Origin of the sequence: Halorhabdus sp. BNX81 (genome assembly GCF_029229925.1) — an archaeon.
GTDB lineage: Archaea > Halobacteriota > Halobacteria > Halobacteriales > Haloarculaceae > Halorhabdus.
In genome coordinates this window covers 2,217,766-2,239,281 of sequence record NZ_CP107254.1, presented here as the reverse complement: position 1 = coordinate 2,239,281, position 21,516 = coordinate 2,217,766, and the positions used below count along the sequence as shown (strand labels likewise).

The following is a 21,516-nucleotide window of genomic DNA, read 5'->3' as shown; positions in this document are numbered from 1 at the left end:
ACGGTCGACAGCGTGATAAAACTATAACGTCGATCTCCGCTCTCCGTTCCAGAACATATACACTGCTTACGCGGGAACAGTTCCATATGATTTCTCTCCTCTTGTTCGTCGGACTCGCGGCAGCGGGGTTCGTCGGATTCAACATCGGCGGGTCCTCGACCGGCGTGGCCTGGGGGCCTTCGGTCGGCGCGAACGTCGTCAGCAAAACGGGCGCAGCGGCGCTGATGACCGGCTTCGTCTTCCTCGGCGGCTGGACGGTGGGTCGGAAAGTCATCGAGACACTGGGCGGTGATATCGTCCCGGAGGCCGCATTCTCGATCGAAGCCAGCATCGTCGTCCTCACGTTCATCGGGCTCGGGATGCTCGTGGCGAATCTCTACGGCGTGCCCGTTTCGACCTCGATGACGGCGGTCGGCGCGATCGCCGGTCTCGGCCTCGCGACCCAAACGCTCGACTGGGCCGTCCTGGGCGAGATCGCTGTCTGGTGGCTCATCGCCCCCGTCGTCGGCTTCTGGCTCGGCTCGATCGTCGGCCGATACGTCTATCCGTATCTCGACCAGTACTTTGCCCTCGAGCAGTCCGAGGGCCCTCTCGTCACCGTCGAGCGATCCGGCCTCGTTCCGATGCCGCGACTCGGGCCGGGAACCACGACACGTGAGTTCGTGAGTACGATCGTCGTCCTTCTCATCGCGTGTTACATGGCCTTCAGTGCGGGCGCGTCGAACGTGGCCAACGCCGTCGCGCCGCTGGTCGGCGGTGGCCTGCTCGAGCCGGGTCCGGCCGTCATTCTCGGCACGGCCACGATCGGGCTCGGGTCGTTCACTATCGCCCGGCGGACGATGGAGTCCGTCGGCAACGGGATCACTGACCTCCCCCTGCTGGCGGCGATGGTCGTGATGGTCATCGGCGCGACGATCACCACGGTCGCCTCGGCGATGGGGATCCCGATCAGCCTGGCGCTGTCGACGGTCATGACGATCGTCGGCCTCGGGTGGGGGCGGGCGACGCGCCCGGCGACGGCGACTGAACTCGCCCGCGGGGATATCGATACGACGCCCTCCGTCGACGCTCTCGCGGCCGAAACCGGCGACGACGTGCCGGCCATCGGTGAGGAATCGGGCGAGGAATTACAGGAGCCTGGTGAACTGTTCGATCCGTCGGTCGTCGTCCGGTTCGTCGCCTTCTGGATCATCGGCCCGACGGTCGCGACGGCCATGTCCTACGCCACGTTCGTCGTCCTGCCGATCGCCGGGACGGTCTGACTCGGCGCTCCTGCCGTTTCACGATGCGAGTACCGCGTCTCACCTCCCCAAATCAGCGACGGAGAAACCCGACGATCGCTTCACAGTGCCCTACCAATGTCGGCTTGCAGGGTGTGCTTTCGAAGCCGACCCAGCGGGGAAAACTGTTCGATCGCGCTCAGGCGTCTTCGTCGTAGATCCGGTCGAGGCCAAGTACCAGTGCCGTCCCGAGGATGGTGAACGCGCCGACCGCGGCGGCCATCCAGAGCCAGTGGGTCCAGCCCAGCGGCGCCACGTCGAAGAACGTGTTCACTGGCGTGTACAGCACGCCCAGGTGGAGGACGATCGAACTCGCGAGCGCCCCGACCAGCCACTTGTTCGAGAACAGCGACAGGCCGTAGGGCCATCGCAGGATCTGGGCCTGGATGATCTCGCCGATGACGATGAAGGTAAACAACAGCGTCTGGGCGACGATGAGATCCTCGCTCACCGAGAGGCCGTGGAAGAAAAGCGGCAGGCCGATCACCGCGTAGATGAGGCCAAAGGCCACGATCAACACCAGACTGTGGCGGTTGATCACCGGCTCGTCGGCCCCGCGTGGCGGCCGCTCCATGATCCCGTCGGTCTTGGGGTCGACCCCCAGCGCCAGTGCCGGGAGGCCGTCCGTCACGAGGTTGATCCACAGCAACATCACGGGCGTGAGGATCAGTGCCTCGGACCCGCTGGTGAACTGATCGGGGAACAGTGCGGTGCCGATCAACACGCCGAAAAAGACCGCAAGCACCTCGCCGGCGTTGGCCGACAGCAGGAAGTTGACGAACTTCCGGATGTTGTCAAAGACGCCCCGGCCCTCGGCGACGGCGTCCCGGATCGACGCGAAGTTGTCGTCGAGCAGGACCATGTCGCTTGACTGCTGGGCGACGTCGGTCCCACGTTCGCCCATCGAGACGCCGACGTCGGCCCGCTTCAGGGCGGGCGCGTCGTTGACGCCGTCGCCGGTCATCGCGACGTTGTGGTCGTTTTCGAGCACCGCTTCGAGAACGCGGACCTTCTGGTCGGGTGCCATTCGTGCGAAGATCTCGACCTCTTCGACGGCCTCGGACAGCTCTTCGTCCGAAAGCGCCTCGACCTCCGCGCCGGTCATCGCCCCCTCCGGGTCGAAGCCGATCTCCTTGCCGATCGCGATCGCCGTCTCGCGGTTGTCGCCGGTGACCATCACGACATCGATCCCGGCCGCCCGACAGTCCGCGACGGCGTCGGGGACCTCCTCGCGGGCGGGGTCGATCATCCCCTGCAGTCCAAGGAAGACCATGCCGGACTCGATTGCGTCGTCCTCGGCGTCGGCATCGACGCCGGACTTCTCGGCGAACCCCAGCACGCGCAGGGCGTCGCTCGCGAAGGCCCCGTTGCGATCGAGGATCGCCTGGCGGCGCTCGTCGGTGAGTTCGACGACCTCGCCGCCCTCACGGATCCGGTCGCAGCGTTCGAGCACGACCTCGGGCGCGCCTTTCATGTAGGCAGTCCCGTCGTCGGTGACGACGGTCATCCGCTTGCGAGCCGAGGAGAACGGGACCTCCCGGACGTGCTCGATGTCGGGGTCGATGCCGGCTTTCTCCGCCGAGACCTTGAGCGCGACTTCGGTCGGATCGCCGAAGAAGGCCTCGTCTTCTTCGGCCGGCGCTCGTTCGGCGTTGTTACAGATGGTCCCACAGCGCAGGATGGGTTCGAGCGCGTCCGCGTCGACTGCCTCGTCGTCGTGCTCGAACTCGCCGGACGGTGTCGTCCCCGTCCCGGTCACGTCGTATTCGCGTCCGTTCGTGAAGATCCGCCGGACGGTCATCTCGTCCTCTGTCAGCGTGCCGGTCTTGTCCGTCAGGATGACGTCGACCGACCCGAGGCTCTCGACGACCGGCAGCCGACGCACGAGGGCCTTTTTCGTGAGCAACCGCCGGGACCCCAGCGCGAGCGTCAGCGTCACGACCGCGGGAAGCCCTTCCGGCACGGCGGCGACGGCAAGCGTGATCGCGACCAGCAGCGTCGCGATCGGCCCGGCGCTGGTGAACAGCAACTGGATGATCCCGACGAAAACGATGATCGCCATGATCCCGAGCCCGATCGTCCGGCCGAGTTCGTCGACTTCCGCCTGGAACGGCGTCTGGGTGTCCTCGGTCTCGCTGAGCTGTTCGGCGATGGCCCCGACCTCGGTGTCCATCCCGGTCTCGGTCACGACGGCCCGGCCCCGCCCGCGGACGGCCGAGGTGTTCATGTACACCATCCCGGTGCGCTCGGCGATCGGCGCGTCCGCTTCGACGGGGTCGGTGTCCTTCGTGACCTGGGCGCTCTCGCCGGTCAGGGCCGACTCGTCGGTTTCGAGGCTTGCCGTCTCGATGAGTCGCGCGTCGGCGGGGATCGCGTCGCCACCTTCGATGACGATCACGTCACCCGGAACGACTTCGGCGGAGTCGACGACGTGGCGTTCGCCCTCCCTGATAACCGTCGCGTCAGGGGTCGAGAGATCCTTCAGCGCCTCGATGGACTTCTCGGCCTGGTAATCCTGGACGAACCCGAAGATCCCGTTGGCCAGCAGGATGAGCGCGATCAGCGCCGCGTCGACGTACTCCGGGGGATGGTTGGGAAGCAACCCGACCCCCAGCGAGATCAGCATCGCGAATATCAGCAGGTAGATCAGGACGTCCCGGAACTGATCGATAAAGATCGCAAGCGGCGAGATCTCGTCATCGTCGCGGATCTCGTTGGGGCCGTACTCCTCGAGGCGACGAGCGGCCTCGGCCTCGCTGAGTCCGTCCGGTCCCGAGTCCATCGCCCCGAGGACAGCCTCGACCGAGCGGCTGTGCCAGGCTGTCTCGGATCCCTCGTCGCTCATTGTCCCTCCCGAGCGCGGGCCGTCCGGCCCGTGATTGCGGCCGGCCTGCGTTTGCCCGCCGACGCATCGAGCGTCGACTGCACAATGGCACGTCTCGATTCACGGTTCGTCGGTGGACCCGTCTCGTACATGCGGCAATCGTCCACACCAATGGCGGTTGGGGTAATAAACCACACAATTCACCCGAGACTGCGTGATTCGACAGCCAGAGGCGCTCTTCCCCGGGATGATCGTCGCAGGCGAGATATCGGCGATTCCCCAGCGAGACGCTCCCAAAATCAAGAATTCGACGGGTATAGCGATATCTTGTCGGCGGTCTACACAGCGCAGGTCGAGGCGGCTCACTCCCCGGCGGTGTCGACGACGGCCGCGTCCCCAGCCACCCGTTTGACACTCTCGATTCCACGTTTGGCCCCCTGTTTCGAGGTGTAGCCTTCGGCGCTATCTGCAATGATCTCGCCGTTCGATGCGACCAGTCGCCATCGCCACTCCTCAGCGCGATCGAGGAACAACTCAAAGCGTGCTTGGGCTGGCATATTCGTCTCCGCCTACACAGGCAATTGCCAAGAGAGTAGGGGCTCCGGGTGTCGTGTACCGACGAGCGCTGAGGAGCCCCACTCCTCGAATCCCCAATCGATGATCATCGCAGTTTTCAGCGGGCTACAACAGGGCGCACCCTCAAGTAGCCTGATACCCTGTCTTTTCGTATAGGATCCAGCTATACCGGTGCAGTCCCCCATCGACCGGGGAGTGAGACGATCGGACGCTGGGCGGCTGGATCGACCGGTTCCGACGGAACCATGCCGAAAGCGCGAACACAACGGAAACAGGTGATACCATATGTGTCTAGGAATCCCGGGAGAGATAATCGAAATAGACGGACAGGAAGCGCGCGCCGAGTTCTGGGACGTCGAGAAGACCGTCCGGATCGACGTCGTCGACGAGGCGGTCGAGGTGGGTGATCACATCCTCAACCACGCCGGCTTCGCCATCCGGAAGATACCCGACGAGGAGGTCGAAGAGACCATGGAGATCTACGAGTCGTTCCTCGAAGGTGACGAGGACGAAGCCCTCGAAGAGATCGGTGCCGGCGAGGGCGAACAGCTTGGGATCGAGGGCCGATAGATGGCGACGAACGCCGAAAGCGGGGACGACGAACTCCAGTTTCGGGACCCAGAGAAGGCCGAACAGCTGACCGACGAACTCGAAGCGCTGATGGCCGAGATCGGCGAGCCGGTCAACGTGATGCACGTCTGTGGCTCCCACGAGCAGGCCATCGCGAAGTTCGGCCTGCGGTCGATCCTGCCCGATGATCTGACGGTCCGGATGGGGCCGGGCTGTCCGGTCTGCGTGACCAACATGCCCGAGGTCGACGAGGCCGTCGCGCTGGCCGAGGAGGGAAAGATCGTCACCACCTACGGTGACATGTTCCGCGTGCCTGGGACCGAGAAGAGCCTCGCCGACGCCAGAGACGAGGGTGCGGACGTTCGTGTGGTTTACAGCGCCAGCGAGGCAGCCGAGATCGCCGAGGAGGAACCCGATCGGGAGGTCATCTTCTTCGCGACGGGCTTCGAGACGACCGCCGCACCCACGGCGGCCGTGCTCACCTCGGACCCGCCCGAGAACTTCTCGGTCCTCTCGGCCCACAAGTACGTCCCGCCGGCGATGGAGGTCGTCGCAGAGATGCCCGACACCGACGTCGACGGCTTCCTCGCGGCGGGCCACGCCGCGACGATCACGGGCTACGGGCTCTTCGAGGACTTCGTCGAGGAGTACGACACCCCGGCCGTGGTCGGTGGCTTCGAACCGATCGACGTGCTGTACGCCCTCGCGCGCCTGCTGGAGTTCATCCGCGACGACGAGGCCGGCCTGGAGAACGCCTATCCCCGGTGTGTCTCACGGGAGGGCAACGTCCCGGCCAAACAGCAACTCTGGGAGGTCTTCGACACCACGAGCGGCGAGTGGCGCGGGATCGCCGAAATCCCCGACGCGAACCTGGTCCTCTCAGAGGACTACGCCCACTTCGACGCCCGCGAGCGCTTCGACATCGCGGTCGATCCGGGCGCGGCCGACCCGCTCACCGAGGAGTGCATTTGTGGGGATATCATGGCCGGGAAGGCCGATCCCGACGAATGTGACCTCTTCGGCGAGGAGTGTACGCCCCAGGACCCCGTCGGGGCGTGTATGGTTTCCAGCGAGGGGACCTGCAAGATCTGGCTCGAATACGGCGGCCAGCCGGACCTCTAAGGTGATCGAATGAGCGACACAGACGACGTCGGCGAGGCGGAGTCGAGCGAGGACAACAGTGACGACGAGGTCATCACTCACGCCCACGGCGCGGGCGGCAGTCAGATGGCCGAGCTGATCGAGAGCCTGGCTGTCTCCCGATTCGCCGAGACTGACGCGGATGTCGGCCTCGCTGCACTGGACGACGGCAGCGTCCAGCCGATCGACGACGAGCATTCGGTGGTCGTCACGACGGACAGTCACGTCGTTACCCCGCTGTTTTTCCGCGGCGGCGACATCGGCCGGCTGGCGGTCTCGGGGACGGTCAACGACCTGGCGATGATGGGCGCGACCGAGCCCCTGGCGCTGACGAGTTCCCTCATCATCGAGGCCGGCACGCCACAGTCGACCGTCGAGCGGGTCACCGAGTCGATGCGCGAGGCCTGCGAGGAAGCCGGCGCGACGGTCACCACCGGCGATACGAAGGTCATGGGAAGCGGCGAGATGGACACGCTCGCGATCAACACAACTGGCGTCGCCGTCGTCCCGAAGGGCGGCCACGTCCCGGACGCCGGACTCTCCGTCGGCGACAAGCTCATCGTCTCGGGGACGGTCGGCGACCACGGCATCTCGCTGCTTTCGGAACGCGAGGGCTTCGACTTCGGCGGCGACCTTGAGAGCGACGTCCAGCCGGTCAACGACCTCGTCCGGGCGGCGATGGACGCCGGCGAGGTGACGGCGATGAAGGACCCCACTCGTGGCGGCCTCGCGACGGTCCTCAACGAAATGGCGAGCAAGGCAGACGTGGGCATCGACGTCGAGGAGCAATCCGTCCCCGTCTCGGGGCCGGTCTCCTCGGCCGGCGAAGTACTCGGCATCGAACCGTTCGACGTGGCCTGTGAGGGCGTCGTCGTGATGGCGGTCGCGAGTGAGGACGCCGAGGCCGTACTGAACGCACTCAGAGACAATCCCAAGGGCGAGGACGCCGCGATCATCGGCGACGTGGTCGAGGACCACACCGGCCAGGTCGTCTTGGACACCGGCTTCGGTCGACGCTACCTCTCCCCGCCCGAAGGCGAACAGCTGCCTCGCATCTGCTGACATGCACGAGTTCTCCATCGCGACACAGGTGCTCGACGCCGCCCGGGAAGCCGCGGCCGACCACGGCGCTGCTACCTTCGAGGGTATTACCGTCTCAGTCGGCGAGGCGAGCCACGTCAATCCCGACCAGCTGGAGACCTGTCTCGAAGCGGCCGCGGACTCGACGATCACCGACGGCGACCTGACAATCGATATCGAGACCGAGCCCGCCTACGCCGAGTGTGCCTGTGGCTGGAGCGGCGAGCCGGGGGAGATCGATCGCGCGCTGGCGTACGCGCCGAACCTGACCTGTCCCGAATGTGACGCCCGCCTCGAACTCCAGGCCGGCAACGAGTGCCGGCTGATGAGCGTCACGCTGCCAGAGACGGACGACGGGAGCGACCCTGACGCCGCCGACTCGCCGGACGCGAACACGACCGATTGACTGCGTATACAAGACAATACAATGTATCACACGTCACGACACCCACTCACGGACGCGACGCCGATCGACCGCCTGCTCGACCGTTTGCTGTCGGATTCCGGCCAGTCCGGCCTGCTTGGGCCGCTGGGAGCCCATCGGATGGGCCACGGCGACGACGATCACGAACACGCTGGCGACGCCGAGGCGGACATCCTCGCCCAGTTCGCCGAGCAGGCCGACGACCTCCACGAGCGGGTCGTCCACGACCACGGGATCTTCGTCGCCGAGTTCCTCGGCGCGACTGGCAGTGGGAAGACCCGACTCATCGAGCGGCTCATCGAGCGAGCGCCCGACGACGAGGAGATCGGCGTGATCGTCGGCGATGTGGCCGGCGAGGACGACGCCACCCGATTCCGGGAACTGGGTGTCTCCGTCGCCAACGTCAACACGGGCAAGGAGTGTCACCTCGATCCCTCGCTGGTCGAGGGTGCCCTGGAGGACCTGGATCTCGACGCGCTGGACACCCTGTACATCGAGAACGTCGGCAACATGGTCTGCCCGGCGGACTTCCCGCTCGGCGCGCAGGCTCGCGTGCTGGTCGTCTCCGCCACGGAGGGCGACGACGTGGTGCGCAAGCATCCCCTCCTCTTCCAGGCCTGCGACGGCGCGGTGATCAACAAGGTCGACATCGCCGAAGCGGTGAATGCTGATCTTGACCTGATGGAATCCGACGTGAGCGAGATCGCCCCCGAGATGCCGACGTTCCGGACCAGCGCTGAACACGGCGACGGTCTGGACGATCTGGTCGATTTCCTCGACGAGCGGGGCCACGTCCACGCGAGCGATCACGAGGCCTACGTGGCCGGCACCGGGCACACTCACGCACACGAGCATACCCACGCTGACGGCCAGACGCACGAGCACGACCATTCACACGAAGACGGGCACGACCACGCTCACACGCACGACTGACGGCCGCACGGAAGTCCCGCCGTCACCACTCCAGTGACCCACCGCTCTGGTACTCGGTGACCTGTGTTTCGAAGAAGTTCTTCTCCTTGTTGAGGTCGACCTGCTCGGACATCCACGGGAAGGGATTCTCAGTGCCGTATTGCTCGGGCAGGTCGAGTTGATCGAGTCGGCGGTCGGCAATGTACTCGACATACTCCGCGAACTGCGAGCCGCTCATCCCCAGGATCTCCTCGGGGCAGGCCTCGCGGGCGTAGATCTGCTCCAACTCGACGGCCTCCTCGATCAGGTCGATCACCTCGCTATCGAACTCGTCGGTCCAGACGCCCGGGTGCTCGGTCCGGATCTGGTCGATCAGGTCGACGCCAAAGCCCACGTGCAGGGACTCGTCGCGCATGATGTACTCGAACTGCTGGCCGATCCCCACCATTTTGTTCTGGCGCTTGAGCCCGAGCATCATGGCGAAGCCGGCATAGAAGAAAATGCCCTCCATGATGACGTAGAAGCCGACAAGGTCACGGAGGAGGTCCCGCACGTCGTCGTCGCCGTCGATCGTGAACTCGGGGTCGTCGATCGAGCGCGTCAGGTCGACGACGAACTGGTCTTTCTCTTCGATGGAGGGCACGCGGTCGTACATCCCGTAGAGGTACTCGGGCTCGAAGCCAAGCGAGTCACAGCAGTAGATGAACGTGTCCGTGTGGATGGCCTCCTCGTAGGCCTGCCGGAGGAGGTACTGGCGACACTCCGGCGCGGTGACGTACTCATAGAGGGCCAACACGAGGTTGTTCGCGGTGAGGGATTCGGCCGTCGAGAAGAAGCCCAGATTCCACTCGACGAGCTGGCGTTCGGCGTCGCTGAGTTCGTCGCCGTTCCACTGGGCGACGTCGTCCTGCATGGGGATCTCTTCGGGAACCCAGTTGTTGTTGACGCCCGCCTCGTAGTATTCGCGGGCCCAGTCGTAGTCGATCGGCAGGATCTTGTTCGGGTCGTGCTCGGCGGCAGTGTCAATTATTGGCATGGGATGTGTGGCTGGGATGGATTCTTCGCTGGCGATTCACTGACAGGCGTCACAGGTGGGGTCCTCGACGCTGGCGAGGTCGCTGTGCCCGCCCTGGTCGCGGTCGGTCTCGTTCGATCGGGTCGTCCCGTCCTCGGGATCGCCGTCCCCGTCGCGGTGCTGGGTCTTGCCGTACTCCGAGAGATCGAGCGTGGACTTCTCGACCTGGGAGGCCCCCAGCGTCCGGAGGTAGTAGGTCGTCTTCAGCCCGAGTTCCCAGGCGGTCGTGTAGATGTCGTCCAGCAGGGTGCCGTCCGTCGAGGGGAAAAAGACGTTGTGCGAAACCGACTGGTCGATCCACGTCTGGCGGTGGGCCGTCAGCCGCAACTGGTGGCGGGGGTCGATCTCGAAGGCCCCGCGATACAACTCCCGGAGGTCCTCGGGGATCGCCTCGATCTCCTGGATCGAGCCGTCGTGGTACTTGATCCGGTCGCGCATCTCGTCGTCCCAGAGATCCCGCTCCCGGAGGTCGGCAACGAGGTGGTCGTTGACGATCGTGAAGTCCCCGGACATGTTCGATTTGACGTAGAGGTTCGAGTACTGGGGCTCGATCGAGGCCGTGGTGCCGTTGATCGTCGAGACGGTCGCCGTCGGCGCGATGGCCATCGTGTTGGAGTTTCGCATGCCGTGCTCGGCGATCGACTTCCGGACGGCGTCCCAATCGAGGGTCTCGGTCCGCTCGGTCGGAATCTCGCGGCCGCGTTCGTCCTCCAGCAGGTCGACGGTGTCCTGCGGGAGGATGTCACGGTCCCACTTCGAGCCCTCGAAGGAGGGGTAGGCACCGCGCTCGGCGGCCAGCTCAGAGGAGGTTTGGATCGCGTGGTAGGCGACGAACTCCTGCCAGCGGTTGGCCTTCTCGACGGCATCGTCGCTGTTCATCGGCACACCGATCTCCATTAGCGCTTCGTGAAAGCCCATCGTCCCGAGGCCGACGGGCCGGTGGCGCATGTTCGAGTCCTCGGCCTCGTCGGTCGGATAGAAACACAGGTCGACGACGTTGTCGAGCATTCGCATCGCGGTCTCGACGGTGTCTTCGAGGTAGTCGCGATCGAGTTCACCGTCTCGCACGTGCGTCGCGAAGTTGACACTCCCGAGGTTGCAGACCGCATGCTCGTCGGTGCTCGTGTTGAGCGTGATTTCCGTACAGAGGTTCGAGGAGCGGATGGTCCCCTCGTGGTCCTGCGGCGAGCCGATGTTGCAGGGGTCCTTGAACGTCACCCACGGGTGGCCGGTCTCGAACAGCCGCGTCAGAAGGGTGCGCCACAACTCGGCGGCCTCGACAGTCTCGACGTTCTCGATTTCGCCGTTCTCGGCGGCCTGCTCGTACTCGCGATATTTCTCGGCGAACTCTTGGCCCGTGGCCTCGTGGAGGTCCCCCACCTCGTCGGGGCTGAACAGCGTCCAGGACTCGCCGGCCTGGACGCGCTCCATGAAGAGGTCCGGAATCCAGGCGGCGGTGTTCATGTCCGGCGTCCGGCGGCGTTCGTCGCCGGTGTTGCGTTTCAGATCGAGGAACGCGGGGAAGTCAAGGTGCCAGATCGCCAGGTAGGCACAGGCGGCCCCGCGGCGCTTGCCAGAGCGGTTGATCGCCGCCGTCACGTCATTGGAGATCCGGAGGAACGGGACGACGCCGGTCGATTCGACGCCCGTAGACTCGATCAGCGCGCCCTCGGCTCGCAGGGGCGTCCAGTCGTTGCCGAGGCCGCCGGACCACTTCGAGAGTTGCGCGTGGTGCTTGTAGGCGTCGAAGATCCCCTCCAGGTCGTCCGGAACGGTCGTCAGATAGCAGGAGGACAGCTGTGGGTGGGTCGTCCCAGCGTGAAAGAGCGTCGGCGTCGAGGGGGTAAATTCGAGCTTCGAGAGGACGTCGTAGAACTCCTTGGCGCGGGCATTCGGGTCGTCCTCCTCGACGGCCAGCCCCATCGCGACGCGCATCCAGAACGCCTGGGGGAGTTCCAGGTGCTCGCCGTCGTTCGTTCGAAGGAAATATCGCTGATACAGCGTCTCCATCGCCAGGTACTCGAAGTGCTCGTCGCGGTCGGGACCGAGATAGTCGGCCAGACCGTCGAGGTCGAACCGGTCGAGCAATCGGTCGTCGAGGAGGGCGGCTTCGACGCCCCGGCGGAGGTTCCCGACGAACGTCTCGCGGTAGGCCTCATCCAGGTCCTCGCCACGCAGGTCCTCGCCGATCACCTCGTGATAGTATCGCTGGCGGAACACGCGGGCGGCGACGCGCTTGTATTCGGGTTTGCGTTCGATGCGGGCGGTCAGCGTCTGGAGGGCCGCCTCGTACACCTCGGCGCGGTCGGCGCCGGCATAGCAGTTCTCCTCGATCGCCCGGCGGAGGTCGGCGCGGTCCTCGGGAGAGATCGCCGGTGTGTCTTCGATGGCGCGATCGAGTATCGATGCGATTCGGTCCGTGGCAGTTGCTGTCTGGTGGCTCATGTGTCTGAGTCGTCGGGCGGGTCGGTCTCGGCGTCGATGACGGCGTCGAGTTCCCGTCGGAACTCTTCCGGGTCGGCGAACGCCTCGTACACCGAGACAAAGCGGAGGTACGCGACCTGGTCGCGTTCGCGCAGGTGCTCGGAGACCAGGTCGCCGATCTGCGTCGTGGTGACGATCCGTCCCTCGTTGTCGGTGAGCTCGTCGTGGATGGCATCCACGATCGCTGTCACCGCCTGCTCGTCGACGGGACGTTTCTCGGTGGCACGTTCGATGCCCGCCCTGAGTTTCGCGCGATCGAACGGTTCGATGGCTCCGTCGCGTTTTTTCACCTGCAGGGACTCCCATTCGGGGCGTTCGTAGGTGGTAAACCGGAAGCCACACTCCTGGCACTCCCGGCGACGACGGATCGAGGTGCCGTCAGCGCTTGGCTCCGTGTCGAGGACGTGCGTGCGATCGTTCCCGCAGTCGGGACAGTCCATGGTTGTCACTATCGAACCCCCGTTGAGGCCCTATATCTTGGGGTCAACGCGAAGCAGCCGCAACATGTGGTGTGTGGGTGACGCCGATAAATCTTTGCCAACCGGCTTGTTCTAGGACAAATAAACTTGTATTAGTGGGGAGAGAACTCGCGGCGGCAGTGCGAACAGAGCGCACGGGGTGGCGACCGGGAGTGGTGGTCCACCGGTCGAGCCGTCGGCACTCAGGCTTGCTTCGGGGCGGACTGCCCAGCTAATGGACCTAGCTTGAGTGCGATGGCGATCACGACCAGCGCCGAGGCCAGACCGATCTGGAGACTCATTGCGGTGCCGATGGTCGTCGCTTCGGCGATCACGCCGACGGTAGCCGGGGCGATGAAGAAGCCGGTCTGGGCCGCGACGTTGGCGATGACGTTGACGGGGCCGGTAAAGGAGGGCCTGGACTCGATGCCCATCGAGATGAGCGTCGGGAACAGCCCGGAGATGAAAAAGCCGATCACGAAGATCAGCGCCAGCAGCGTGGGCCCGGCGGCGTGGACGAGCGCCGCGTACATCGCGACCACGAGGACGACCCCGACGCCGACGAGCAGGTCGCTGAACCGATAGCGCTCGGCCAAATAGCTGAACGCGAGCCGACCGGGGACGTACGCTGCCAGGTAGATCGACAGCGTGAGATTGGCAACGTTTTCACTGAACAGTCCCTCCGCGTAATAGGGCAGCCAGTTGAAAAAGACGCTCTCCATGCTGCCGACGAAGACCAGCGCGATCGCCATGCCGTATATCGCCGGCTCCCGGAGCAGGACTCTCACGTCGTCCAGTTCGAGCGAGCGCTCGTTGTCGAGTGAGTCGGGGCGATCGAGCCGCCAGAGCGCGACCAGGACCGGGACCAACGCGACCGCAAGCACGAGATACGTGACCCGCCAGGAAAACTCCCACATCACGACGGTTACCAACAGCGGGCCGAGCGTCGCGCCGACGGCCCAGATCATCGTGTGCAGGCTCAACACCCGCGCCCGCGAGTTCGGGTAGAGATGACTCAGCACCGATCGATCGAGCGACCGGAAGATGCCCGTCGAGAAACTCCGGATCCCGAAGAACACAAGCAAAAGGAGATAGGTCGGCGAGAGGCCCAAAAGGAGGACACTACCGATCGTCGCCGCGACGCTGATAACGAGAAAGCGCTTGATGTCGATCCGCCCGCTTGCCGTCCCGAAGACGAGCATCGCAAGCACGAACCCGACGGTGCCGACCGGCGTGACCAGCCCCAATTGGCTCTCGGTCACCGGAAAGACGTCCTTGAAGACCGGAACCAGGGCACCGCGAGCCTGGATGATCGCCCCGTCGATCGCGACGAACGCGAACAGCACCACGGTCCAGGCCCGCCGAGACGCTTGCTCACTCACTGTCGAGTCCTCCCGCAGGCGCGTGGGTAAATCCATTGAAATACACTGCTATCCTGTGGTTTTCCGACATTTCTCGGAGTGGTCTGTGCGATTGCATACATCGAGTGCGGATCATGCGGTCGCCGAAGCGGTTCCCGTGGGTCCCAACTCGAGGACGAGCATGACTACGGCGAGCAGACCTGCCAGTCCGATCTGGACGAGGATCGCGGTCTCGATCGATGTCGCGTCGGCAAGCACGCCCACAATTACTGGCGCGGTGGAGAACCCGACCTGGGTGGCGACGTTGGCGACCACGTTGACCGGACCCGAGAACGAGGGCATCGATTCGATGCCCATCGATATGAGCGTCGGGAACAGCCCCGAAATCAGGAGGCCGATGCCGAAGATCGAGCCGAGCAACAACGCCCCTTCCGCGGCGGTGAAGGCAATATAGGTCAGTACGGTCAGGAGGATACTCGTCACGACGAGCACTCGCGTGAAGCTGTATTGGTCGCTGAGCTGACTGAAAACGAACCGTCCGGGGACGTACGCCGCCAGGTAAATCGAGAGAACGATGCCGGTGATCCAGCCGGAGAACGTCGTGTCCGCGTAACTCGGCAACCAGGTGAAGTAGATGCTCTCGATGCCGCCAACGAAGATCAGTGCGATCACCATCCCGTACACGCTCGGCTGGGACAACAGCGGCCGGAGGTCGCTGCGCTCGAACGTCCGCTCGTTCGTGGTCCCGGTCGGCGCGTCGAGCCGCCACACAAGCACGAACACGGGGACGGTGAGCGCCGCAAGCACCAGATAGGTCGCCTGCCAGGAGTACTGACTCAAGACCGCAGTCACGAGGATCGGCCCCAACATCGCGCCGACCGCCCACGTCATCTCCTGGAGGGTGAAGATCCGCGCCCGCGACTCCGGATAGAGATGACTCAGTGTCGGGCGGTCCAGTGCCCGGACGATCCCCGTCGCGAGACTCCGCATCCCGACAAGCCCCAAGAGGACGATGAAACTCGGTGCGGCACCGATCAACAGCAACGACAGCCCGGTCAACGCGACGCCGACGAGCAAAAACCGCCGGATGTCAACCCGCCCGCTCGCCGAGCCCAGCGCCAGCATCGCGGCCAGGTACCCGACAGTCCCGACCGGGGTAATCAGTCCCAGCGTACTCTTGGTCACCCCGAAGAAATCCTCGAAGGTCGGGACGAGCGCGCCGCGGGCCTGGATCGTCGCACCACTGACCCCGACGAACAGGAAGACTGCGATCAGCCAGTACGTACGATTATCTATCTCTTCCACGTTTCATATTCCTCGTTCGGCGAGTTAAGCGCATTGAACTCCGGTCGGCAGATTCAACACTGCGGACTGCTGCCTACGACCTAATGAGCGAACGGACGCGAGCGGTCGTCTCGGTGACGGGCGTCGTCCAGGGTGTGGGATTTCGCCCGTTCGTCTATCGGACGGCGACCGACAATGACCTCGCGGGTCAGGTGAAAAACACCGGCGACGGACGGGTTACGATCGTTCTGGAGGGCCCCCAGTCGGGCATCGACGCGTTCCTCGCGACCCTCCGGACGGATCCGCCGCCGCTGGCCCGAATCGAGGATGTGACGGTCGAAGACGGCGAGCCGGCGGGTCTCGACAGGTTCGAGATCGTCGCTTCGACCGACTCGACGGGGGGAGCGGGGACGATTCCGCCAGACACGGCAATGTGTGACAGCTGTCTCGAAGACCTGCGTGATCCCGATTCCCGGTTTCACGGCTACTGGGCGACCGCCTGCGTGGACTGTGGCCCGCGATATACGGTCATCCGGGAGTTGCCCTATGACCGTCCAACCACGTCGATGGACGACTTTCCGATGTGTGGCCAGTGCCGGGCGGACTACGAGGAACCGAGCGACCGCCGATACCACGCCCAGACGATCGCCTGTCCCGAGTGTGGGCCGACGCTCTCGCTGCTCGACGGCGACGGGAATGCCCGCGCCGACGGTGACGACGCCATCGAGCGGGCTGGCCAGCGACTTGCCGACGGCGAACTGGTAGCGATCAAGGGGATCGGTGGGACCCACCTGGCCTGTGACGCGACCGACCCGGCCGTCGTCGAGACGTTGCGCGAACGAACGGGCCGTCCCGAGAAGCCCTTCGCGCTGATGGCCCCCGATCTGGAGGCGGTAGAGTCCGTCGCCCAGGTCTCGGATACCGAACGCGACGCGCTCGAAGACACGCGCCGGCCGATCCTGCTGCTCGATGGACGGCGAGAAAATCGACCGGGTTGGTTCGATAGCGTCTCACCGGGACTGCACACCGTCGGCGTCATGCTGCCGTACTCCGGATTGCATCACCGCCTTTTCGATCACGTCGAGGGCCCGCTGGTGATGACCAGCGCCAACATGCCCGGCGTGCCGATGGCGACCGACCGTGAGACGATCCTCGCCGATCTCGATGGCGTGATCGACGCCGCCCTCGTCCACGACCGTGAGATCGTGATGCGGTGTGACGACAGCGTGGCTCGGTTTGCCGGGGGCGAGCGGCGGTTCGTCCGTCGGTCGCGCGGGTGGGTCCCAGAGTCGCTCCCGCTGCCGTCCTCGACCGAGACGGCCCACGACGTGCTCGCTCTCGGGGCGGAGTTCGACGCAACTGTCGCGCTGACCCAGGACGGTGCGGTCGTCCCCTCGCAGTATATCGGCGACGTCGACAACCCCGAAACGGTCGAATATCTCCGAGAGACCGTCTCCCATCTGCGAGACCTGCTCGGTACTGACCCCGACGTGGTGGCCTGTGACGCCCACCCCGAGTTCCTGACGACCCAGGAAGCGGGAGCATACGCCGACCGTGAGGGAATGGCGGGACCGATTCAGGTCCAGCATCATCACGCTCACGCCGCCAGCTTGCTGGCCGAGCGCGAGCGCAAGCGCGCAATCGTGATCGCCGCTGACGGGACAGGCTACGGCCCGGACGGGTCGATCTGGGGCGGTGAAGTGCTGGACGCCACCCTCGCGGATCACGATCGCGTCGGCGGCCTCTCGGCGTTCGAACTCCCCGGTGGGACGGCCGCGATCGAACGGCCGCCTCGCATCCTGGCGAGTCTGCTCGATGACGACGACCGGATCGACGAGTTGCTCCTTGAGCGCGGTACGGTCGAGACGGCTGGCGAGGCGGCGACCGTCCGGAAACAGGTCGAGCAGGACATCAATTCCCCGACGACGACCAGCGCAGGGCGATTGCTCGACGCGGTGAGTGCGCTTCTCGGCGTTTGCACCGAGCGCAGCTACGAAGGTGAACCGGCGATGAAACTCGAAAGTGCGGCGGTCGACGGTGCCGTCCTCGACTACGATATTCCGTACGCGACGCGGGACGGTAATCGAGTGCTCGACACCCGACAGCTCGTTCGTGACCTCGACGCTATGGCCGACGATCACCCGATCGCCGACGTGGCCGCGACTGCCCAGTGGGCGCTGGCACGTGGACTGGCCGAGCTGTCCGTCGCGGTCGCCGCGGATCGTGGGGTCGACGCCGTAGGGTTCACCGGCGGCGTCGCGTACAACGATGCGATCACCCGGACGATCCGCGAACGGGTCGAGACGGCCGGGCTGGACTTTCTGGGCCACGACCGCGTCCCGCCTGGCGACGGCGGGATCGCCTACGGGCAGGTGGCCGTCGCGGCCGCCGGAGCGAGCCGAGAGTAACCTGAGTTCACACCGCCAGGTAGGAGGCGACGGTGTCCTCGTCTTCGACGGCCGCGCCGTCGAGTTCGTCGGCGATGGTCCCCCGTTCCATCGCATAACAGCGGTCGGCCATCGACTGGATGACGCCGAGGTTCTGTTCGACGAAGAGGATCGTCGTGCCGAGGTCAGCGTTGATCGCCCGCATGTCCTCGCTGATCTGCTCGACGATCGACGGCTGGACCCCCTCGGATGGTTCGTCGAGCAGGAGGAGATCCGGATTGCCAACCAGCGCCCGCCCGATGGCGAGCATCTGACGCTGGCCGCCGCTGAGCGTCCCCGCGGCCTGGTCGGCCCGCTCTTCGAGAACGGGGAAATAGTCGTAGACGGCTTCGTAGCGACTTTCCGCGCCGTCGTTGATCGACTCCCCGACGACGAGGTTTTGCTCGACGGTCAACTCGGGGAAGACATCCCGGCCCTGTGGGATGTACCCGATGCCACGGGCCGCCCGTTTGTCCGGCGTCAGCCTGCCCACCGGCGTCCCGCGGTACTCGATGGTTCCCGAGCGCGCATCCAGCAACCCGATGATCGCCTTCAGCAGTGTGGTTTTGCCCGCACCGTTCTTGCCGATGATGCCGACGATCTCGCCGTCTTCGACGGTCAGGTCGACGTCTCGCAGGATCGGGGTCGCGTCGTAGGCGACTGTGAGTGAGTTACATGTTAACATGGTCAATCACCGCCGAGGTAGATACGCCGCACGTCCGGATCGGCCCGGATGTCCTCGATCGGTCCTTCCCGGAAGATCCGCCCCTGGTGGAGCACCGTCACCTCGTCGGCGATCCGGGCGACGAAGTCGATGTCGTGTTCGATCACGACGAAGGCGATGCCGTCGTCGTTCAGCGAGGTGACGAGCTCGGCCACGTCCCGGCGCTCCTCGATCGAGAGCCCGGCGACGGGTTCATCCAGCAAGAGTAGATCGGGATCGAGCGCGGCGGCCATCCCGATCTCCAGGCGCTGTTGCTCGCCGTGGGAGAGTTCGCCCGCGCGCGTCTCGGCCACGTTCCGAAGGCCGACGCGACCGAGGCGCTCGTCGATCGCCGCCCCGAGGTCGTCCTCTTCGCCGCGCTGGAGCGGCAGGCGCATGTTCTGGGCGGCCGTAAACGACTCGAAGACGCTTGGCACCTGGAACTTCATGCCGATACCCCGGTCGACGCGGGCGTGCGGGACGACATCGGTTATCTCCTGGCCGTCGAAGAAGATCCGACCCTCGCTGGCGTCGTGTCGACCCGTGATCAACTTCAGCAGCGTGGACTTCCCGGCCCCGTTGGGGCCGATCAGACAGCGCAGTTGCCCGGCGTCGATACCGAAGTCGATCCCGTCGATGGCGGTGAACCCGCCGAAGTGCTTGGTGAGCCCCTCGGTCTGGAGGATAGCGTCGGTGTCCGGTCCGGTCGCCTCGCCGGCGGGCGTCTTCCGGATCGACGGGTCGCTACTGTCAGTCGAACTCATTCGCGACTCACCTCCGGGGACTGGGACTCGATGGCGTCCGGGAGCGTCCCACGAACCCGGGCTCCGACTGCCCGCACCCGTCTGCGGAGACCGGCCGCGATCCGCCGTCCACCGACGACGACGCCGTCTCTGAGTCCGCGCCTCTCGAAGAAGGCGTAACTGTCCCGGATACCGGGAACGACACCGCGGGGCACCAACAGGACCGAGACGAGCAGGATCGCGCCGACGAAGACGATCGCGAACTCGGGCACGGTCCGGGATAGCGTGAGTCGGATCCACTCGATCGAGATCGCCCCGACGAGCGCGCCGGTCAGCGTTTCCCGCCCGCCGAAGGTCACCCACAGCACCGGGTAGGTCGCCCACAGCAGCGTAAAGGGCTCGGGGTTGACGATGTTGAAATACGTGACGTAGAACACGCCTGCGACTCCCGCAAGTGTCCCGGAGAACGTAAACACCAGCAGTTTGAGCCGGCGCACGTCGTATCCGAGCATCTCGGCGCGGTCCTCGTCCTCGCGGATCGCCACCAGCGCGTACCCCAGGCGGCCGTTGACCAGCACCCGCAGGCCAAGATAGGTGCCGAGGACGACCACGAGGGTGATCCAGTAGTACATCGTCCCGCTGAAGACCACGGCGACGTCGCCGATCCCGATCGTCAGATCCGGGAGGCCGGGTATCCCGTTGGCTCCGCCGAGCGGGACGCTCCCGATCGTCCAGCCGTCGCCGGCGGTTCGGCCGAGGAACGTTCCGATCACCAGGGTCACGACCAGCGTCATGATCGCGACGTAGACGTCCCGGACGTCGCCGTAGAACATGAAGTACCCGAGGACGAACGCAGACACCGTCGCCGCGAGGACGGCGGCGGGGATCGCGACCGTCGCCCCGAGCGCGCCGCCGACGTTGAGACTCACCAGCGCGTAGGTGTAGCCGGCGATCCCCAGAAAGGCGATCTGGCCGAAGCTCAGGATACCGGCGTACCCCCAGACGATCGTCAGCGAGAGCGCCAGCAGGCCATAGGCCATAAACAGCGCGAACTGGTTTGCGCCGTAGCTTCCAAGCAGGAACGGGAGGCTGGCAAACACCGCCACGGCGAGGAGGAACGTCCGCCAGAAGGCCGGCGTTTCCCCGACCGTGTTCGGCCCGCTCAACTGGTCGCGAAGTCGATCCAGTCTGTCGGGAACGAAATCGAATTCGGGCATCGTCATTCCTCCTGCACCCGATCGGTGAGGCTATCGTACAGCCCGGACAGTCCGCCCGGGAGGAACCGGATGACGAGGATCGCCGTCGCGAGCAAGGCCATCTTCGCGACGAAGGTGCCGAACTCGCTGGCGAAGACGCCACGGATCGTCCCCAGGAGCCCGCCGGCCGAGAGCGTGCCCACGAGCGCCGAGGAGCCGCCGACGACGACCGCGACGAAGGACTCGACGAGGTAGCCGTTGCCCATCGAGGGGACCATCGACTCCATCGGGGCGTACAACGCGCCGGTCAGGCCCGCCAGCGCCGACCCGAGCCCGAAGGTCAACATGTACATCCGATCGGTGTCGACGCCCATGGCCCGGGCGGTGTCGGGGTCCTGGATGGTGGCCCGGGCCTTGACGCCGAACTCCGTCCGGGTAAACAGCAGGTAGATCGCCACCAGGACGGCGATCGCGACCACCGCGAGGAAGACCCGGTAGGCCGAGTAGGTGTACCCGGGCACCGCACCGAACGGCGTCGACACCGAGTCGATGGTGTTCCCGTAGACGATCCGGACACCCTGGGTGATGATCAACCCGAGTCCGAAGGTAGCGATCATCGTGTCGAGCAACCGCCCGTAGAGCCGGCGAACGATCGTCCGCTCGACGACGATCCCGAACAGGCCCGTCAGGAGGCTGCCGAACACCATCGCAATCGGCAGCGGCAGGCCGTAGACGTTGACCGACAGCGTCGTCGCGTAGGCGCCGATCAGGATGAACTCGCCGTGGGCGAGGTTGATCACGCCGACCATGCCGAAAATGACGGCGAGACCGATCGCCGCGAGCGTGATGTACGCGAAGCTGTCGGCGATCTGCAGGAGGAGTTCGATCGGCACGCCGGCCCCATCAAGCGTCTTCAGGACCGTCTCGACGGTGCCGGCGGAGCCGCTTTGGGCGATCAGCGCGGGGCTCCCTGTCGTCAT

The 21,516-nt window shown here is 65.4% G+C and carries 18 protein-coding genes; 7 read left to right on the top strand and 11 right to left on the bottom strand.

Annotated elements, in window-relative coordinates:
* Positions 1-86: 86 nt before the first annotated feature.
* Positions 87-1,262 (top strand): inorganic phosphate transporter, encoded by a 1,176-nt coding sequence (locus tag HBNXHr_RS11195; protein WP_275882192.1) that lies wholly within the window; start codon positions 87-89, stop codon positions 1,260-1,262.
* A 157-nt stretch (positions 1,263-1,419) separates the two neighbouring features.
* Here HBNXHr_RS11195 and HBNXHr_RS11190 read toward each other — a convergent pair whose 3' ends face one another.
* Entirely contained in the window at positions 1,420-4,125 is a 2,706-nt protein-coding gene (locus HBNXHr_RS11190; RefSeq protein WP_275882191.1) for a cation-transporting P-type ATPase, read from the bottom strand.
* A 341-nt stretch (positions 4,126-4,466) separates the two neighbouring features.
* Positions 4,467-4,661, bottom strand: coding sequence for an HVO_2922 family protein (locus HBNXHr_RS11185; RefSeq protein WP_275737290.1), 195 nt, complete (start codon positions 4,659-4,661; stop codon positions 4,467-4,469).
* A gap of 304 nt (positions 4,662-4,965) precedes the next feature.
* Here HBNXHr_RS11185 and HBNXHr_RS11180 point away from each other — a divergent pair, with 304 nt between their 5' ends.
* From HBNXHr_RS11180 to hypB, 5 genes are read left to right on the top strand one after another with little or no spacing between them, the layout of a single operon-like run.
* Positions 4,966-5,250, top strand: a complete 285-nt coding sequence (locus HBNXHr_RS11180; RefSeq protein WP_275737289.1) for a HypC/HybG/HupF family hydrogenase formation chaperone — start codon at positions 4,966-4,968, stop codon at positions 5,248-5,250.
* Entirely contained in the window at positions 5,251-6,372 is a 1,122-nt protein-coding gene (gene hypD, locus HBNXHr_RS11175; RefSeq protein ID WP_275882190.1) for a hydrogenase formation protein HypD, read from the top strand. It abuts the gene before it with no gap.
* Between the two features lie 9 nt (positions 6,373-6,381).
* The gene (gene hypE / locus HBNXHr_RS11170) at positions 6,382-7,452 is read left to right on the top strand and encodes a hydrogenase expression/formation protein HypE (protein ID WP_275882189.1); all 1,071 of its coding nucleotides are present in this window, start codon (positions 6,382-6,384) and stop codon (positions 7,450-7,452) included.
* Between the two features lies 1 nt (position 7,453).
* Positions 7,454-7,876: a hydrogenase maturation nickel metallochaperone HypA gene (locus tag HBNXHr_RS11165; RefSeq protein WP_275882188.1), complete on the top strand. Its 423-nt coding sequence runs from the start codon at positions 7,454-7,456 to the stop codon at positions 7,874-7,876.
* 21 nt (positions 7,877-7,897) lie between these two features.
* Entirely contained in the window at positions 7,898-8,827 is a 930-nt protein-coding gene (hypB, locus tag HBNXHr_RS11160; RefSeq protein ID WP_275882187.1) for a hydrogenase nickel incorporation protein HypB, read from the top strand.
* A 22-nt stretch (positions 8,828-8,849) separates the two neighbouring features.
* Here the strand turns inward: hypB and HBNXHr_RS11155 are convergent, their stop codons facing one another.
* The 5 genes from HBNXHr_RS11155 to HBNXHr_RS11135 form a co-directional block, all read right to left on the bottom strand.
* Positions 8,850-9,842, bottom strand: coding sequence for a ribonucleotide-diphosphate reductase subunit beta (locus HBNXHr_RS11155; protein ID WP_275882186.1), 993 nt, complete (start codon positions 9,840-9,842; stop codon positions 8,850-8,852).
* A gap of 36 nt (positions 9,843-9,878) precedes the next feature.
* Entirely contained in the window at positions 9,879-12,326 is a 2,448-nt protein-coding gene (locus HBNXHr_RS11150; RefSeq protein WP_275882185.1) for a ribonucleoside-diphosphate reductase subunit alpha, read from the bottom strand.
* Positions 12,323-12,805, bottom strand: a complete 483-nt coding sequence (nrdR, locus tag HBNXHr_RS11145; protein WP_275883720.1) for a transcriptional regulator NrdR — start codon at positions 12,803-12,805, stop codon at positions 12,323-12,325. The genes HBNXHr_RS11150 and nrdR overlap by 4 nt, the downstream gene beginning before the upstream one ends.
* A gap of 221 nt (positions 12,806-13,026) precedes the next feature.
* Entirely contained in the window at positions 13,027-14,205 is a 1,179-nt protein-coding gene (locus tag HBNXHr_RS11140; protein ID WP_275882184.1) for an MFS transporter, read from the bottom strand.
* 111 nt (positions 14,206-14,316) lie between these two features.
* A complete protein-coding gene (locus HBNXHr_RS11135; RefSeq protein WP_275737280.1) occupies positions 14,317-15,489 on the bottom strand; it encodes an MFS transporter in 1,173 nt (390 codons plus the stop codon).
* Positions 15,490-15,572: 83 nt separating this feature from the next.
* On the opposite strand from HBNXHr_RS11135, the gene hypF reads away from it, so the two are divergent.
* Complete coding sequence (gene hypF, locus HBNXHr_RS11130; RefSeq protein WP_275882183.1) at positions 15,573-17,876, top strand: carbamoyltransferase HypF; 2,304 nt, start codon at positions 15,573-15,575, stop codon at positions 17,874-17,876.
* Between the two features lie 7 nt (positions 17,877-17,883).
* On the opposite strand, the gene HBNXHr_RS11125 is transcribed toward hypF, so the two are convergent.
* Genes HBNXHr_RS11125 through urtB form a run of 4 tightly spaced genes read right to left on the bottom strand, consistent with a single transcriptional unit; the run spans position 17,884 to position 21,516 of the window.
* Positions 17,884-18,579: an ABC transporter ATP-binding protein gene (locus HBNXHr_RS11125; RefSeq protein WP_275882182.1), complete on the bottom strand. Its 696-nt coding sequence runs from the start codon at positions 18,577-18,579 to the stop codon at positions 17,884-17,886.
* Positions 18,580-18,581: 2 nt separating this feature from the next.
* Positions 18,582-19,361: an ABC transporter ATP-binding protein gene (locus HBNXHr_RS11120; RefSeq protein ID WP_275882181.1), complete on the bottom strand. Its 780-nt coding sequence runs from the start codon at positions 19,359-19,361 to the stop codon at positions 18,582-18,584.
* A complete protein-coding gene (locus tag HBNXHr_RS11115; RefSeq protein ID WP_275882180.1) occupies positions 19,358-20,557 on the bottom strand; it encodes an urea ABC transporter permease in 1,200 nt (399 codons plus the stop codon). Before HBNXHr_RS11115 ends, HBNXHr_RS11120 begins: the two co-directional genes overlap by 4 nt.
* Before the next feature lie 2 nt (positions 20,558-20,559).
* Positions 20,560-21,516 carry an urea ABC transporter, permease protein UrtB gene (urtB, locus tag HBNXHr_RS11110; RefSeq protein ID WP_275737274.1) on the bottom strand — a complete coding sequence of 319 codons (957 nt, stop codon included), beginning with the start codon at positions 21,514-21,516 and terminating at the stop codon, positions 20,560-20,562.